General features: G+C 69.5%; 11 protein-coding genes. 7 read left to right on the top strand and 4 right to left on the bottom strand.

The window, feature by feature from the left end; genetic code table 11:
• Window positions 1-130: 130 nt before the first annotated feature.
• The 3 genes from AC1DWH_RS04645 to AC1DWH_RS04635 all read right to left on the bottom strand — a co-directional run bounded on the left by AC1DWH_RS04645 (window position 131) and on the right by AC1DWH_RS04635 (window position 4,074).
• Window positions 131-2,359 (bottom strand): MMPL family transporter, encoded by a 2,229-nt coding sequence (locus tag AC1DWH_RS04645; RefSeq protein WP_477092679.1) that lies wholly within the window; start codon window positions 2,357-2,359, stop codon window positions 131-133.
• A 306-nt stretch (window positions 2,360-2,665) separates the two neighbouring features.
• Window positions 2,666-2,893: a hypothetical protein gene (locus tag AC1DWH_RS04640; protein WP_477092678.1), complete on the bottom strand. Its 228-nt coding sequence runs from the start codon at window positions 2,891-2,893 to the stop codon at window positions 2,666-2,668.
• A gap of 35 nt (window positions 2,894-2,928) precedes the next feature.
• A complete protein-coding gene (locus AC1DWH_RS04635; protein ID WP_477092677.1) occupies window positions 2,929-4,074 on the bottom strand; it encodes a LacI family DNA-binding transcriptional regulator in 1,146 nt (381 codons plus the stop codon).
• Window positions 4,075-4,229: 155 nt separating this feature from the next.
• On the opposite strand from AC1DWH_RS04635, the gene AC1DWH_RS04630 reads away from it, so the two are divergent.
• The 5 genes from AC1DWH_RS04630 to AC1DWH_RS04610 all read left to right on the top strand — a co-directional run bounded on the left by AC1DWH_RS04630 (window position 4,230) and on the right by AC1DWH_RS04610 (window position 12,263).
• Window positions 4,230-5,513, top strand: a complete 1,284-nt coding sequence (locus tag AC1DWH_RS04630) for an ABC transporter substrate-binding protein (RefSeq protein WP_477092676.1) — start codon at window positions 4,230-4,232, stop codon at window positions 5,511-5,513.
• A 74-nt stretch (window positions 5,514-5,587) separates the two neighbouring features.
• Window positions 5,588-6,472, top strand: coding sequence for a carbohydrate ABC transporter permease (locus tag AC1DWH_RS04625; protein WP_477092675.1), 885 nt, complete (start codon window positions 5,588-5,590; stop codon window positions 6,470-6,472).
• 90 nt (window positions 6,473-6,562) lie between these two features.
• Entirely contained in the window at window positions 6,563-7,384 is an 822-nt protein-coding gene (locus AC1DWH_RS04620; RefSeq protein ID WP_477092674.1) for a carbohydrate ABC transporter permease, read from the top strand.
• Entirely contained in the window at window positions 7,381-10,035 is a 2,655-nt protein-coding gene (locus tag AC1DWH_RS04615) for a family 78 glycoside hydrolase catalytic domain (RefSeq protein WP_477092673.1), read from the top strand. Before AC1DWH_RS04620 ends, AC1DWH_RS04615 begins: the two co-directional genes overlap by 4 nt.
• Window positions 10,032-12,263: a glycoside hydrolase family 3 C-terminal domain-containing protein gene (locus AC1DWH_RS04610; protein WP_477092672.1), complete on the top strand. Its 2,232-nt coding sequence runs from the start codon at window positions 10,032-10,034 to the stop codon at window positions 12,261-12,263. The genes AC1DWH_RS04615 and AC1DWH_RS04610 overlap by 4 nt, the downstream gene beginning before the upstream one ends.
• Before the next feature lie 9 nt (window positions 12,264-12,272).
• Here AC1DWH_RS04610 and AC1DWH_RS04605 read toward each other — a convergent pair whose 3' ends face one another.
• Window positions 12,273-13,055 (bottom strand): IclR family transcriptional regulator, encoded by a 783-nt coding sequence (locus AC1DWH_RS04605; RefSeq protein WP_477092671.1) that lies wholly within the window; start codon window positions 13,053-13,055, stop codon window positions 12,273-12,275.
• A gap of 76 nt (window positions 13,056-13,131) precedes the next feature.
• Here AC1DWH_RS04605 and AC1DWH_RS04600 point away from each other — a divergent pair, with 76 nt between their 5' ends.
• Window positions 13,132-14,373 carry an FAD-dependent monooxygenase gene (locus AC1DWH_RS04600; protein WP_477092670.1) on the top strand — a complete coding sequence of 414 codons (1,242 nt, stop codon included), beginning with the start codon at window positions 13,132-13,134 and terminating at the stop codon, window positions 14,371-14,373.
• 114 nt (window positions 14,374-14,487) lie between these two features.
• A complete protein-coding gene (locus AC1DWH_RS04595; RefSeq protein ID WP_477092669.1) occupies window positions 14,488-15,324 on the top strand; it encodes a fumarylacetoacetate hydrolase family protein in 837 nt (278 codons plus the stop codon).
• The last annotated feature ends 41 nt before the right edge of the window (window positions 15,325-15,365 follow it).

The following is a 15,365-nucleotide window of genomic DNA, read 5'->3' as shown; positions in this document are numbered from 1 at the left end:
CGAGGCGACCCCGGAGCCTCGAGGAGGTCGTCGTCCGTGACCTGATGAACGAGGAGCGCGGCGATCTGAAGCCGACGGCCCTCGTCGTGCTGATCGGGGCCGAGCCCCACACGCGATGGGCCGTTCTGCGTCAGGCGTGTGCCGCGGGCAGGATCCGGTCGAGCCAGCGCGGCAGCCACCAGTTGTAGCGGCCCAGGAGTGTCATCGCGGACGGCAGCAGCACGGCCCGCACCACGGTCGCGTCGATGATGACGGCGGCCGCCAGGCCGATCCCGAGCTGCATGAACTCGACGAGCGACAGCGACGCGAAGATCGCGAACACCGCGACCATGACGATCGCTGCGCTCGTCACGACGCCCGCCGACGCGGTGACCCCGCGCGAGACCGCGACGCGCGTGGTGACGCCGGGCACGTGCTCCTCGCGGATCCGGCTGACGACGAACACGTGGTAGTCCATCGAGAGCCCGAACAGGATCACGAACAGGAACAGCGGGAGCCAGTCGACGACGAAGCCGGTGTCCGTGACGCCGAGCAGGTCGGCACCCGCGCCGTGCTGGAACACCAGCACGAGCAGTCCGTACGCGGCACCGACCGACAGCGCGTTGAGGACGATCGCGGTCGCCGCGACGACGAGCGACCGGAACGCGATCAGCAGCACGACGAAGCTCGTGGCGACGACGAAGAGGATGACGAGCGGCAGGTGGGAGGAGAGGGTGCTGCCGAAGTCGACCGTCCGGGCGGCGTCGCCGGTCACCGCGACCGACGTCCCGGGCAGCTCGGAGTGCAGCGCCGGCACCAGGTCGTCGCGGAGCAGGGCGAGAGATGCGGCGGCCGGGGCGCCGCTCGGGTCACCGGCGACGGGCAGGTCCAGGCGCGCAGTCCGGCCGTCGGGGGAGACGTCCAACGAGACGCCGGACAGGTCGGCGAACCGCCCGCTGGACAACGCGTCGGCGACGAGGCCGTCGGTCGCAGCCTTCGTGGCCGACAGGTCGAGCGGGGCGTCGTCGGTCGACCAGACGGCGATCGTGTGGGCAGACCCCTCCTGCGGGAACGCCTCCGTGAGAGCGACGTACGGGGCGATCGCCGGGACGGACTCGCCCATCGTCTCCATGCTCGCCTCGCCGGTCTTCATGCCCAGCGCGGGCAGGGCGAGGGCGACGAGCGCGACGGTCGCCAGCACCAGCGAGACGGCGGGCCTGGCGAGGATCACGCGCATGGCGGCCGGCCAGAACCGGGGCTTGCCGGGACGGCTCAGGCGGTGCAGCAGCGGGATGCGGGGCCGGTCGATGGCGCCGCCGAGCAGCGACAGCATCGCGGGCAGCGCCGTGAGCGAGCCGAGCACCGCGACGGCGACGACGAGCATCGTCCCGACCGCCATCGACGTGAACACCGACGCGCCGGCGAAGAACAGTCCTGCCATCGACACGATGACCGCCAGGCCCGACGTGACGACGGCGCGCCCGCTCGTCGCAGCGGCGATGTCGATCGCCGAGCGACGGTCCGCGCCGCGGGCCATCTCCTCGCGCATGCGGCGCACGTAGAACAGGGAGTAGTCGACGCCGACGGCCATGCCGACGAGCAGGATGACGCTGCTGAGCGTGTCGGTCGCGGGAATCAGGTGCGACACGAGCGCAGCCAGCCCGATCGCCGACCCCACGGACGAGAGCGCGAGCAGCACGGGCACCCCGGCCGCGAGGATCGCGCCGAACGCGAGCAGCAGGATCGCGAAGGTCACGGGCAGGCTGAGCTTCTCGGCGCTCGCGAAGTCGCTGCTCACCTGGTCGTCGATCGCGACGTCGAGGGACGCGCTGCCGACCTCGTGGATCGCCAGGTCGGGGTGGACGGCGGCCACCTGGTTCGTCGCCGCGATGACCGGGACGACGGCCTCGCTCGCCGCCGCGTCGGCCGCCGCACCGGTCGCGGATCCGACCCCGAGCGTCAGCGGCACGAGGGCGGAGCGTCCGTCGGTCGATCGCACGGGATCGCCGGTCGTGGCGACCTCGGGCAGGTCGGCCCAGGCGTCGTGCAGGTCGGTCGTGACCGCGGCGAGGGCAGCATCGCTGAGGGCAGTGCCGACGGGCGCCTGCACCAGCACCCGCTCGGAGGTGTCCGGCGGGAAGCCGGCGCGCTCGAGCGCCAAGTCGGCCCGCCCGGACTCGCCCGTCCCCTGCTCGGCTGCCGTCTGCGAGCGTGTGCCGGCGGCGAGCCCGCCGACGAGCGTGCCCGCGACGAGCAGGACCCACAGACCGAGCGCCGCCCATCGGTGCGTCGCGCTCCACCGGGCGATGCGCTGCGCAGTGGGGACGTGGGGCGGGGCTGGCGCGGTGCGCGGGCGCGTCGGGGTGCTGACCGTGGACATGACGGCTCCTTGCGGGGGGTGGCGGGGGTGTCCTGACTGACTCCCATGCTCCCGAACCCCGCCATCCCGGTCAGGGGCGCAGCCCCACCAAACCGGGGTAGGGCTCTCCCACCGGCCCGGTGCGCGAGCACCTACGCGCACGCGGTGGTACCCGGAGCAGAAGGACTCGGCCGCCCCCCGCGAACGCCGGGGGCTCGGCTGGCGGGCGACCCCGCTCGCTGGACGCCGAGACCTACAAGCGGCGCAACGTCGTTCAACGATCTTTCGCCCTGACCAAGCATGGGCGCGGCCTGGCCACCCGCTACGTCACGGCGACCGTTGCTCTCGAGGCGTCGTCACCCCTGCGACCCGCATCGCGTCGCTGACCGACTTCACGCCACCGTGGGCAGTCATGCCGCCGTCGACCGGGATCTCGGCACCCGTGATGAACGAAGCCTCGTCGCTCATGTCCATCGAGCCACGATCGACGAAGCGGAACGCACGGGGAAGGCCTCTGTGCTGATGCGGCTCGTCACCAGCCCCGACACCGATCATGGACCGCCGTCGGCGCCGTGCGCCACCTCTCCGCGTCAGTGCGTCCGCAGCGACGTCGACTGGCGCACGACGAGCTCGGGAGCGAGGACCACCGAGCGGTGCTGATGATCCCGCGCACGCGTCCGGGCTTCCTCCTGCGCCAGCTCGGCGCCGATGCGGCCGACCTCTTCGCCCGGCTGGCTCACGGTCGTGATGGGGATCGGGCTGTCCCACGCGGCCTGGTTGTTGTCGAAGCCGACGATGGCGACATCCTCAGGGACCGAGATGCCCGGCGCGCCGGCGAGCGCCTGGACGATCCCTGCCGCGAGCAGGTCGGACGACGCGAAGATCCCATCGACCTCGCCGCGGGAGATCGCGCCCGCGAGCTCCAAGCCGATCTCCCATCCGTCGGCACGGTTGATTCGCTCAGGCATCAGCTCCTGACTGCCGGTCATCCCGCGCTCGCGCAGAGCACGTCGGAATCCGCGCCCACGCTCCTGGACCGGCTTGAGCTCGTCCGGGCCGCCGACGAAGACCAGGCGCCGTCGGCCGAGCTCGAGGAGGTGCTGCGCGGCGAGGTAGCCGCCGAGCTCGTTGTCGACCGAAGCGCTGCAGAACCGTGACTCAGGAGCGTCGAAGTTGAGCATGACGAGCGGAGTCCTTCCGGTCGCCATCGCAGCGATGGCGGCGAAGTGGTGCTCGTCGTTGAGGGTCATGAGGATCCCTGCGAAGCGCGACTCGGCGAACAGGGTCAGGTAGCGCTCCTCGCGGTCGAGCCGACCGTCGCTGTTGGCCAGCATGAGGTTCACGCCGGCGAGGTCCGCAGCCCGTTCCGCACCACGGGAGATGTCGATGAAGAGGGAGTTGCTGAGGTCCGTCACGACGAGCCCGAGGGTCGTGCTCGTTCCCGCTGCGAGCGATCGTGCCAGTCCGTTGGGTACGTAGTTCAACATCTCGATGGCCCGCACGACCCGGCCCCGCGTTTCCTGCGCCACGCGGTCCGGGTGGTTCAGGACGTTCGAGACCGTGCCTTGGGAGACGCCCGCAAGCGATGCGACATCGGAGATGTCCGCGCGGGCCTCTGTGCCTCCCAGACGGATGTTGCGTTGCACCAGATCTCCCTTGATTGGTCTCGGTCGGGTAACGATAACGCGCTTTTGAAGCGCTCGAAACACGTCCGCATCAGGACGACAAATGTCCATTATTTGATCTTGTTCTACCGCGGTTTCGTGGCTTGATCCGGCGATATCGCGAAGTTACTGTCTCGCCCTGAAGCGCTTCAATGCGCCCCACCAAAACATTTCAAGGAGGAAGTGTGATGTTGACGCGTGCACGGAAGCGAACCCAGATCACCTCGATGCTGGGTATCGCTACGGCCGGAGCACTGCTGCTCTCGGCATGCTCAGGCTCGAGCGGTGGTTCGGCATCGGAGACGAGCGGCCCCAGCAAGGACTTCACCTACCTGTCGTTCGCGGAGAACACGTCGATCCAGGACACGCTGACTGCCCTCTCCACAGGTGCGTGCAGCGACGCGAATGCGGCGGCGAAGCTCAAGATCGACACCACTCCCCAGGCGAGCTACGACCAGTCGCTCCAGCTGCGCGCCGGGCAGAGCGACCTGCCGTCGCTCTTGGCGAGCGGCAACTCGCCGCAGGTCGCCAAGGACATCCAGTCGTCGGGTGCCCTGGTCGACATCGGTGCGGAGCTCACGGCCGCCGGGCTGGACGACGCGATCATCCCCGCCGCAAAGTCGACCATCGAGTCGCTCTACGACGGCAAGGTGTACGTCCTGCCGACCGAGTTCAACGTCGAGGGCTTCTGGTACAACAAGAAGCTCTTCGCCGACAACGGCATCGAGGTGCCGGCCACCTGGGACGACCTCGTCGCTGCGGCAGACAAGCTCAACGCGGCCGGTGTCCAGCCGTTCTCCGCCGACGGCCAGGACGGCTGGCCGCTGACCCGCCTCGTCGGCAACTACATCTACCGCAGCCTCGGCTCGGACGCCCTGTCCAAGGTCGCCGATGGAAGCGCGAAGCTCACCGACTCCACCTATGTCGAGGCGGCCAGCCAGGTCGCAGACCTCGGCGCGAAGGGCTACTTCGGCCCGTCCGTCGGTTCGATCGACTACATGACCGCGGTCAACGAGTTCCTCTCGGGCAAGGCGGCCATGTTCTACATGGGCAGCTGGGTCCTCGGGAACTTCAACGACCCGACCGCGAACCAGATCGGCAACGACAACATCGGCTTCATGCCGTTCCCCGCGGTCACGGGCGGCAAGGGATCGGCCGACGAGCTCGCCGCGAACGTCGGTGTGCCGCTTGCGATGTCGAAGCTCCGCTACGACGACGGGAGCAAGCAGTGGCTCAACTGCATCGCGAAGAACTTCGGTACTCAGTCCCTCAAGGACCAGGGCGTCATCACCGGGTTCAAGGTCGACGGTGACGTCGGCGAGGTCCCCGCACTGACCCAGTCGGTCCAGGACCAGATCGCGAAGACCAGCAAGACCGTCCTGTGGTTCGAGGCGCTGTTCCCGCCGAAGGCTTCCACGACGAGCCAGACGAACGCCTCGCTCCTGGTCACCGGCGGCATCAGCCCCGAGGACTTCATGAGCAAGGTCCAGACGGACCTGGACGAGGGCTGAGCTAGCGCCGGGCGCGCTCCGAACGGGGCGCGCCCGGCGGCAACCATGCAACAAGAAGTGTGAGAGATCTCCCGATGAAGCAAGTTCTTGGCGACCGCCGCACCATCACGCTGCTCCTGGCGCCCGCGCTGACGATCTACACGCTGGTCATCCTCGTCCCCGTGTTCTGGTCGTTCGGCTACACGTTCTTCGAAGGCAACGCCATCACGGGCTTTGACTTCGTCGGCCTGCACAACTTCCAGCAGCTCTTCACCGACGGTGACGTGCGCGAGGCCCTGTCGTTCACGGTCCGATTCGCGATCGTGCTCACGATCGTCCAGGTCGCGCTCGGGTACGGACTGGCCTTGCTCTACGTGTTCGTCCTGCGGCGAGCCTCGAACCTCGTGCGAACACTGGCGTTCTTCCCCATCGTCCTGCCCACAGTTGCCGTGGGGCTCCTCTTCCAGCAGCTGTTCGAGTCCGCCCCGCGCGTCGGCCCCGTCAACTTGCTGCTGAATCTGTTCGGCATCCCGAGCGTGGACTGGTTCGGCTCGAGCACGTCCGCCTTCTGGGTCCTGATCGTCATGGAGTCCTGGAGGTCGATGGGCTTCTACGCGATCCTTCTGTACGCCGGCCTGGTGGACATCCCCGAAGACACGCTCGAGGCTGCGCGACTTGACGGCGCGACCGGCATCGGGCTCGTTCGGCACATCGTGATCCCGCTGTCGTGGCCGGTCCTGCTGTCGGCGATCATCTTCAGCATCAACGGCACGTTGAAGATCTTCGACTCCGTGCTCGCCCTGACCAACGGGGGGCCTGGCAGCAGCACGACGCCCTTGACGATGTACATGTTCCAGACGTCGTTCGCCTACGGAAAGTACGGCTACGGCAGCTCGATCGCGTTCCTTCTCACGGTGGTGTGCCTGTCCGTCACCCTGTTCATCTTCCGTTCGGCACGCCGAGATCTGACGAAGGCCTGATCCATGTCCCTCGCTCCCGCACCCACCACCTCGCAGCCCCTCGCGCCGCCGCGCATCGAGCAGCGCCATCGCGTTCCGAAGAAGCGGCGCATGCGATCCGTCGGCGTCGGCATCGTGTCCGCGATCCTCATCGTCGTCGTCGTGTTCCCGCTCGTGTGGCTCGTCCTGGGCTCGCTCAAGACGCAGTCCGAGTTCCTGAACAATGCCGCCTTCGCACTGCCGGAGAACTGGCTGAACTTCGACAACTACACACGCGCGATCACCGAAGGAAATCTCGGCACGTACGCCAAGAACAGCGTCATTGCCGTCGTGCCGTCATTGTTTCTGACCATCGCGCTCGGGGTCGCAGCAGGCTTCGCCCTCGAGGTGATGGTCTGGAAGGGGCGCGGCACGGTGTTGCTGCTCTTCTTGGCCGGCATCATGGTCCCGGGTCAGATGATCCTGCTGCCCCTGTTCACCATCTACTTCAAGCTCGGCCTGACGGGCTCGCTCTGGCCGCTGGTGATCACCTACACGGCGATCGGCCTGCCGCTCACGGTCTTCATGATGGCGACCTACTTCCGCGCCGTGCCGCGCGAGGTGTTCGAAGCCGCGACGCTCGACGGGGCGAGCATGCTGCGCTCGTTCTTCACGGTCGGAGTTCCCCTCGTCAGGAACGCGGTCTTCACGGTCGCTCTGGTGCAGTTCTTCTTCATCTGGAACGACCTGCTCATCGCCCTGACGTTCACCAACCGGGACGACCTGCGCACCATCCAGGTCGGGCTGCTGAGCTTCCAGGGCCAGTTCGGCCAGGTCGAGTACGGCCCCACCATGGCCGCAATCTGCCTGAACGTCTTCGGCACCCTGCTGATCTATCTCTTCCTCAACCAGCGCATGATGACGGGCCTCACCGCTGGGTCGGTGAAGGGGTGACCACCACCGTGGCCGCCGTCACGATCGAGCACCTCGATCGAGCGATCGGCATCTCTGAGGCCGAGCCGCGTCTCAGCTGGAGGCTCAGCGGGGGGCGGGGAGCCGACCCGATCGCCTACGAGGTGGAGATCGCCCGGGACAGCGACGCGACGAGGCGCACGCGCATCGACGGAGCCGAGTCGGTACTCGTCGGCTGGCCCGGACCGCCGCTGCGGCCGCGCGAACGCGCATCCGTCCGCGTGCGAGCAGTCTTCGACGACGACGCGTCGAGCTCATGGTCGGAGCCGACGCTCGTCGAGCGCGGACTGGACGCTGCCGACTGGGACGTCGACTTCGTGTCGCCGTCGGTCGCTGCGGCACGGACGGGGGCGCGGCCGGCCCACCTCCTGCGGGCCGAGTTCGACGTTCCTTCGACCGTGCGACGAGTGCGTGCGTACGTCGCCGCCCACGGCGTCTACGACCTCGAGGTGAACGGCTCACCGGCCGACGACGCGATCCTGTCGCCGGGCTGGACCAGCTTTCGGCACCGACTTCGCGCGCAGACATTCGACCTGGACGACCTGGTCAGCGCCGGCCGCAACGCCCTCGGGATCTGGCTCGCGGACGGTTGGTACCGCGGACGACTCGGCTTCAACGGCGGTCTCTGGAACGTGTACGGCGATGACGTCGCGGTCATGGTCCAGCTCGAGCTCCTCCACGAGGACGGGCGCCTCGAGCGGACCCCCTTGGACTGGCGCACGGCCTTGTCGGCGATCACGGCCACGGGGTTGTACGAGGGCGAGTCTCACGATGCTCGGCTCCACCGGGATGGCTGGAGTCGAGTCGGTTTCGACCAGAGCGGTTGGGCGCCGACAACACTCTTGTCGCGTGGCAGCTTCTCAGCGGAGATCGAGGGTCCGGCGGGTCCTCCGATCCGGGCTGTCGACGAGCTGGCGCCGGTGGCAGTGGAGCGGCGCCCGGACGGCCGCGTCCGTCTCGACTTCGGTCAGAACATCTCCGGTCGCGTACGCCTGACGGCGACCGCCCCTCGCCATCACGAGCTCACCGTTCGCCACGCCGAGGTGCTCGAGAACGACGAGCTGTGCGTGCGACCGCTGCGGACCGCGACCTCGATCGACCGCTACACGTTCCGCGGCGACGGCCCGGAGACCTGGGAACCGCGCTTCACGTTGCACGGCTTTCGCTACGCAGAGATCGACGGGTGGCCCGAGGGCCAGGCGATCGATGTTGTGGCCCGGGTCATCCACTCCGACATGCGGCGTGCTGGTTGGTTCAGCAGCTCGAACGCCCTGCTCGACCAGTTCCACGAGAACGTGGTCTGGAGCATGCGCGACAACTTCGTCGATCTCCCCACGGACTGCCCGCAACGAGACGAACGGCTGGGCTGGACCGGCGACATCCAGGCCTTCGCGCCCGCGGCGACCTTTCTGTACGAGAGCACGGGCGTGCTCCGGAACTGGCTGCGCGATCTCGCGGCCGAGCAGCGGGACTTCGGCTCGGTCCGGAACTTCCACCCGTGGCTGGACTGCGGGTTCCCGGCCGATCCGGCTGCGGGATGGGGCGATGCGGCGGTCCTCGTCCCGTGGACGCTCTACCAGCGGACCGGTGACCTCGGCCTCCTCGAGGAGCAGCTGCCGAGCATGACCGCCTGGGTCGACCAGGTTGAGCGGCTCACCGGCGGCACCGGCCTGTGGGCCGGTGGGTTCCAGCTGGGCGACTGGCTCGACCCGCAGGCGCCGCCGGACCGGCCCGGGGACTCGGCGACAGATCCTTACCTCGTCGCCACCGCCTACCACGCGCACACGGCCGGCCTCACCGCACGTGCATGCGACGTCCTCGACCGGACGTCGCTCGCGCGGCGCTACGAAGCCGTCGCCGAGCGCGCGCGCCGTGCCTTCCTGGACGAGTACGTCACGCCGTCGGGCCGCGTCGTGAGCGACACCGTCACAGCGCTCTCCCTGGCGATCTGCTTCGACCTCCTGCCGACGGATGAGCAGCGGGCGGCAGCCGGCAAGCGCCTCGCAGACCTCGTCCGCGAGGGTGACCATCTCATCCGGACCGGGTTCATCGGTACGCCGCTCGTCTGCGACGCACTGGTGGCAACCGGGTCGGTCGACACCGCGTACCACCTGCTCCTGCAGACGAAGAGCCCGTCGTGGTTGTTCCCCGTGACGATGGGGGCGACGACGGTCTGGGAGCGCTGGGACAGCATGCTCCCGGACGGGTCCGTCAACCCGGGCGAGATGACGTCGTTCAACCACTACGCGCTGGGCGCTGTCGTCGACTTCCTGCACCGGACGGTCGCTGGGCTCGCGCCCGCCGCGCCGGGATATCGGCGCGTCAAGATCGCTCCGGTTCCCGGCGGGGGGCTGACGCATGCGTCCGCCTCCCACCTCTCGCCCTACGGGATGGTCACGTGCGCGTGGCGGAGGAACGGGGCCAACCTCGTCGTCGAGGTCGACCTGCCGTTCGGGGTCGAGGCGGACGTCGACCTGCCGGGCGCCCTGCGCACGGTCCGCGTCGGCCGGGGGACGCACACGTTCCAGACCCATTACCGCGCCGCTACCGACGATCCGACGATGCCGCGGTTGTGGAACATCCACAGTCCGGAGGATCGCCTCGAGATGGCCGAGCAGGGAGCAACCGCGTGACCGAGTCGACTCCGACCGAGGCCGAGCTCGTTCGGCACGCAGCGCTGCTCAGCGGCGCCGACATGTCGCACACGCGACCGGACGACGACGCGCGTGCGCTCACCCTGAGCGACGGCCCGAACGGGCTCGCGATGAACCTGCCTGACTGGTCCGGGAAGGTTCCTGCGACCTGCTTCCCGGCTCCGGTCGCGCTGGCCGCGACGTGGGACGTCGACCTGGTTGCGCGGGTGGCCGCGGCGATCGGACGCGAGGCCCGGGCGGCAGGCGCCGACGTCCTCCTTGGTCCCAGCATCAACATCAAGCGGTCGCCGCTCGGCGGGCGAGGCTTCGAGTACTACTCGGAGGACCCGTTCCTCTCCGGCCGTATCGGGGCCGGGTTCGTCACCGGGGTCCAGTCCGCGGGGGTCGGCGCGTGCGTGAAGCACTTCGCGGTCAACAGCCAGGAGACCGACCGCATGCGGGTCAGCGCCGAGGTCGGTGAACGGGCACTGCGGGAGATCTATCTGTCGGCGTTCGAGCACGTCGTCGCGAGCGCAAGCCCGGCGATGGTGATGGCGTCGTACAACCGCGTCAACGGAACGTACGTGACGCAGGACCGTCGTCTGCTCACGGAGATCCTCCGCGACGAGTGGGGCTTCGAGGGTGCGATCGTGTCCGACTGGGGTGCGGTCGACGACCGGGTCGAGGCGCTCCGTGCAGGCCTGGACCTCGCGATGCCCGGACCTGCGGACGCGTCCCGCCGGCAGATTCTCGCCGCCGTCGCCGGCGGCGACCTCGAGGCCTCGGTCGTCGTCGACTCAGCCGAACGGCTCCGTCGCCTGGCCCGAACCTGGGGGGCCCCGGCAGGGAGACCGGCCGATCTCGAGGAGCACCACGAGCTCGCGGTGACGGCCTCCGCTGCATCGATCGTCCTGCTGAAGAACGACGACCTCCTCCCGCTGCGAACGACCGGCGGCCCGGTGGCCGTGATCGGTGAGCTCGCGCGAACCCCGCACATCCAGGGAGGCGGAAGCGCCAGCGCGTCGGCCACACGGCTGGACACGCCACTGGCCGCCCTCCGTGCAGCGCTCGACCGCTCGGTGGAGTTCTCGGCCGGGTACTCCTGCGAGCCGACAGAACGCGAGGCCCTCGCTGACGAGGCCGTCCGGATCGCGGGGGAGTCCGACGTCGCCGTCGTCTTCCTGGGTCCCGGCGAGGGGTCGGAGTCCGAGGGATACGACCGTGCCTCCCTCGAGCTTCCGCTCGATCAGCTCACGTTGCTCGCGAGGGTGCTGGCGGTCAATCCGCGAACGGCGGTCGTCCTGGACAACGGGGGCATCGTCCTGACCTCGCCCTGGTCCGCCGACGTCGGCGCACTCGTGGAGGCGTGGCTTCCCGGACAGGGCGGCGGTACGGCCATCGCTCAGGTGCTGACCGGAGTGGTCAACCCGTCCGGGCGCCTCACCGAGACGATCCCGCTCCGCCTGGCGGACACACCCGCGTTCCCGTCGTTCCCGGGCGACGGCGGACGCGTGTTCCACGGCGAAGGGGTGTTCGTCGGCTACCGCGGGTATGACCACGCCGAGCGCGACGTCGCCTTCCCGTTCGGTCACGGGCTCAGCTACACCCGGTTCGCCTACGACGACGTCGAGGTGGTCGACGACGGGGAGCGTTCGGGTGACGTCGTTGTCGAGTTCACGGTCCGGAACGTCGGTGCCGTGGCGGGCGCCGAGGTCTGGCAGGTCTATCTGAAGCCCGAGCGGCGAGAGGGCGGCGACCGGCCGGTCCGGACGCTCGCCGGCTTCGGCAAGGTGGAGCTCGACGCCGGAAGCGCTGCGCGAGTCCGAGCGACGGTCCTGCCTCGTGAGTTCGCTCGCTGGGACGACCGCCGTGACGGCTGGGTCGTCGATGCCGGCACGTACACGATCGAGGTCGGCGCTTCCTCACGTGACATCCGCCTGCAGGCCGAGGTCAGCAGAGTGGCATCCGGCCCGGCGACGACGCTGAACGCTCGCTCGACCCTGCGAGAGTGGCTCACGGATCCCGCCGTCGGACCGGCGTTGCTCCGGTCGGCCGCCGCGTTCGATCCGGGAGGTTCGACGAGGGGCTTCCTCTCCAACCCGGTCATCCTGACGATGATCGGCGACCTTCCGATCGAGCGACTGTTCGATGACCCGTCGACGGCGCTCGGCCCGGAGCTGCTGGCCACGGCGGTCGAGGAGGCGCGGCGCCAGGGCGGCGCGGGCTGACCGACCCGCTCAGCCCGCGACCACGAGCCGTCCACCGTGTCCGCGCGCGAGGTCCGTCTCGATGTCCTGCCGCGTGGCTCGCGCCTGGACCACCAGCTCGTCGCGGCGGTGGGTGCTGAAGCGGCTCTGTGGCATGGAGATGCTGAACGCGGCGACGCCCGCGCCACTGTCGTCGTGCAGCGCCAGCCCGATCGCACTGACCTGTGGCTCTGTGTAGGCGAGGTTCAGGGCGTAGCCGTGGCGCCGCACCCGCGCGATCTCGCGCTCGACGGTCGGCCACCACGGACCGGGTGACGACGCGCGGAGCGCCTCGAGCTCTGCCGGTGGCGCCTCGGCGAGCAAGGCCAAGCCGCCGGACGCCTCGAGGCTCGACATCACCGCACCTTGCCGGTCGGCCGTGCGGAGCGTCGCGCTGCCCTCGACGGTCTGGATGAAGCGCACCACGGGACCCGTCCGGATCATGAGGTTCACCGACTCGCCGCACCGGCGCGCGAGGAGCTCCAGATGGGGTCGGCACGTCGATCGCAGCTGCGCCACGAGCTCCGCCTGCGCAGTCCCGGAGAGGATCCCTGGTCCGGGCGCGTAGGACTTGTCCGCCTGCTGCACCGCAAAGCCGCGGTACACGAGCATCGCCAGGAGGCGATGCGTCGTCGAGCGCGAGACCTCGATGCGGTCGGCCGCATCGGTCAGCCGGACCGGACCCTCGTCGCGCAGCATCTGCAGCAGGCGCAGGGCCTTGTCGACCGACTCGATCACGTACGCGGGTGTCTCCTGCAACGGCGTGTTCTGCACAGCAGAACACTATTGCATCTGGCAGACGCCCGCCCCGACTGTATGCGCACCGGTTCAACGAAGAACGGACTGTCAGATGGACATCACACGTCACGCACTCGTCGTCGGCGGCGGCATCGCCGGCCTGGGCGCGGGCCTCGCCCTCGCCCGCGCGGGCGCGAAGGTCACGGTCGTCGAGCAGGCGCCCGAGCTCGCCGAGGTCGGTGCCGGGCTGCAGCTCGGCCCGAACGCGACTCGACTGCTCGACTCCTGGGGTCTGCTGGAGCGCGTCCGGGTCAATGCGGTCGCTCCCAAGGCCCTCGTGATCCGGGATGTCGCCACCGATGCGGTGCTCGGGCGGCAGGACCTCGGCGGGCGGTTCCTCCGGCGATACGGCGCGCCGTACCTGGTCACACACCGCACCGACCTGCACACGGTGCTTCTCGACGCTGCGAGGGACGCGGGTGTCGAGCTCCTGCCCGGCACCTGCGTCGACGAGGTGATCCAGGCCGACGACCGCGTGGTGGGCGTCACGAGCGACGGCCGTCGGTTCGCGGCAGGCGCACTCATCGCGGCGGACGGGTTGAGCTCCAGGCAGCGTGCCCGACTCGTCGGCGACCAGCCCCTGCCGTCGGGCTACGTCGCCTACCGCGGGACCGTGCCGATCGACGAGGTCCCCGGTGCGCACGGCCTCGAGGACGTCGTGTGCTGGGTCGGACCGGGCTGCCACATCGTGCGCTACCCCTTGCGCGGCGGTGAGCTGCTCAACCAGGTCGCGGTGTTCAGGACGCGCCGACCGACGTCCGACCGCACCCTGCCGGGCGACCCGAAGGAGCTGGCAGACGCGTTCGCGATGGCCCACCCGGACGTCCTCGCGGGACTGGAGTTCGTCGGCACCGAACGGTGCTGGTCGCTCGCCGATCGCCTGCCGACGTCGCAGTGGGTCGACGGACGCCTGCTCCTGCTCGGAGACGCGGCTCACCCGATGTTCCAGTACCTCGCCCAGGGGGCGTGCCAGGCGCTCGAGGACGCAGCGGTGCTCGGCGGCATCGTCGCAGCGTCGCAACCCTGGCGCGACGACTCGTGGCACCGCGTGCTGCGCGACGTCGCCACGCAGCGTGAACCTCGGACATCGCGCGTGCAGTCGTCGGCCCGGGCGTTCGGCGAGATCTGCCACGTCGACGGCATCGGTGCGGTCCTGCGCGATGCCTACCTGAAGGGCCGGCGGGGCGAGTTCTTCGACGAGCTCGACTGGCTCTATCTCGACCAGGACGAGAGGACCCGCACCACGACCGACCGAGAGCTCGCGCACGTCGACGCGGCTTCCAGCGAGAGGTGAGAGATGCACATCGCACGATTGACCGGAGACAGGATCGCCGTCCGTGGAGACGGTGGATGGTGGGACGTCACCGATCAGCTGGGGCTCGCGGGGCACGGTGATCCCGTCCGTGCCGTGATCGAGAGCGGAATCGACCTGCGGCAGCTGGACCTGCTGCCGTCCCCGTTCGTCGCTGATGCCGATGCGGCGCTCCTCGCACCCGTCGCGCGGCCCTCGAAGATCGTGGGTGCGCCGGTGAACTACCGCGACCACCAGGTCGAGATGCGGGAGCAGAAGTCGATCGCCGACTACGGGGTCTTCCTCAAGGCGCCGTCGTCGATCATCGGACCGGGCCAGGACATCTGCCTGCCCTACTCCGACCAGCGCACCGACCAGGAAGGTGAGCTCGGCGTCGTCATCGGCCGTCGAGCGCGGCACGTCTCTCGTGCCGACGCCCTGGAGCACGTGTTCGGCTACGTGCCGATCCTCGACATCACCGTCCGTTCCGGCGAGGACCGGTCGACCCGCAAGTCCTTCGACACGTTCACGCCGGTCGGCCCCTACATCACGACGCGGGAGGACGTGCCCGACCCTGCGGGCCTCACGCTGCAGTGTTGGGTCGATGGCGAGCTGCGTCAGTCCGTCGGGACCCGGGAACTGATCTTCGACGTCCCCACGCTCATCAGCTACGCCAGCCACGTGATGACGCTCGAGCCGGGCGACATCATCGCCACCGGGACACCGGCAGGCGTGGGCTCCCTGACGGATGGCGGTTCGGTCGTCCTCGAGATCTCCGGGCTCGGCCGACTCGAGGTGGGCGTGACGGCGCGCGACAGCATCCCGTACACGAGCCGACCGGGTCCGGCCGATGCTCGGGGAGCGGACCCGGACCGGGCCCCCGCGCAGGCGAGCGGGCGGGGGCACTGGGCGATGCACATGGCGGGCCTCTGGTACATGGGCGACTACTCGTGAGCGCCTCGTCCTGCTCCCGGACGTCAGTCGCAGCCATGGAC

It is taken from the genome of Cellulomonas sp. P2_F12 (assembly GCF_056403775.1).
The sequence above is the reverse complement of the archived record's forward strand: the minus strand, read 5'-3'. Positions and strand labels throughout refer to the sequence as shown.

Excerpts from the sequence above, each read along its gene's own strand:
- AC1DWH_RS04645 (WP_477092679.1), bottom strand. The coding sequence starts at position 2,359 with ATGTCCACGGTCAGCACCCCGACGCGCCCGCGCACCGCGCCAGCCCCG.
- AC1DWH_RS04640 (WP_477092678.1), bottom strand. The coding sequence starts at position 2,893 with ATGATCGGTGTCGGGGCTGGTGACGAGCCGCATCAGCACAGAGGCCTT.
- AC1DWH_RS04635 (WP_477092677.1), bottom strand. The coding sequence starts at position 4,074 with ATGGACATTTGTCGTCCTGATGCGGACGTGTTTCGAGCGCTTCAAAAG.
- AC1DWH_RS04630 (WP_477092676.1), top strand. The coding sequence starts at position 4,230 with ATGCTGGGTATCGCTACGGCCGGAGCACTGCTGCTCTCGGCATGCTCA.
- AC1DWH_RS04625 (WP_477092675.1), top strand. The coding sequence starts at position 5,588 with ATGAAGCAAGTTCTTGGCGACCGCCGCACCATCACGCTGCTCCTGGCG.
- AC1DWH_RS04620 (WP_477092674.1), top strand. The coding sequence starts at position 6,563 with ATGCGATCCGTCGGCGTCGGCATCGTGTCCGCGATCCTCATCGTCGTC.
- AC1DWH_RS04600 (WP_477092670.1), top strand. The coding sequence starts at position 13,132 with ATGGACATCACACGTCACGCACTCGTCGTCGGCGGCGGCATCGCCGGC.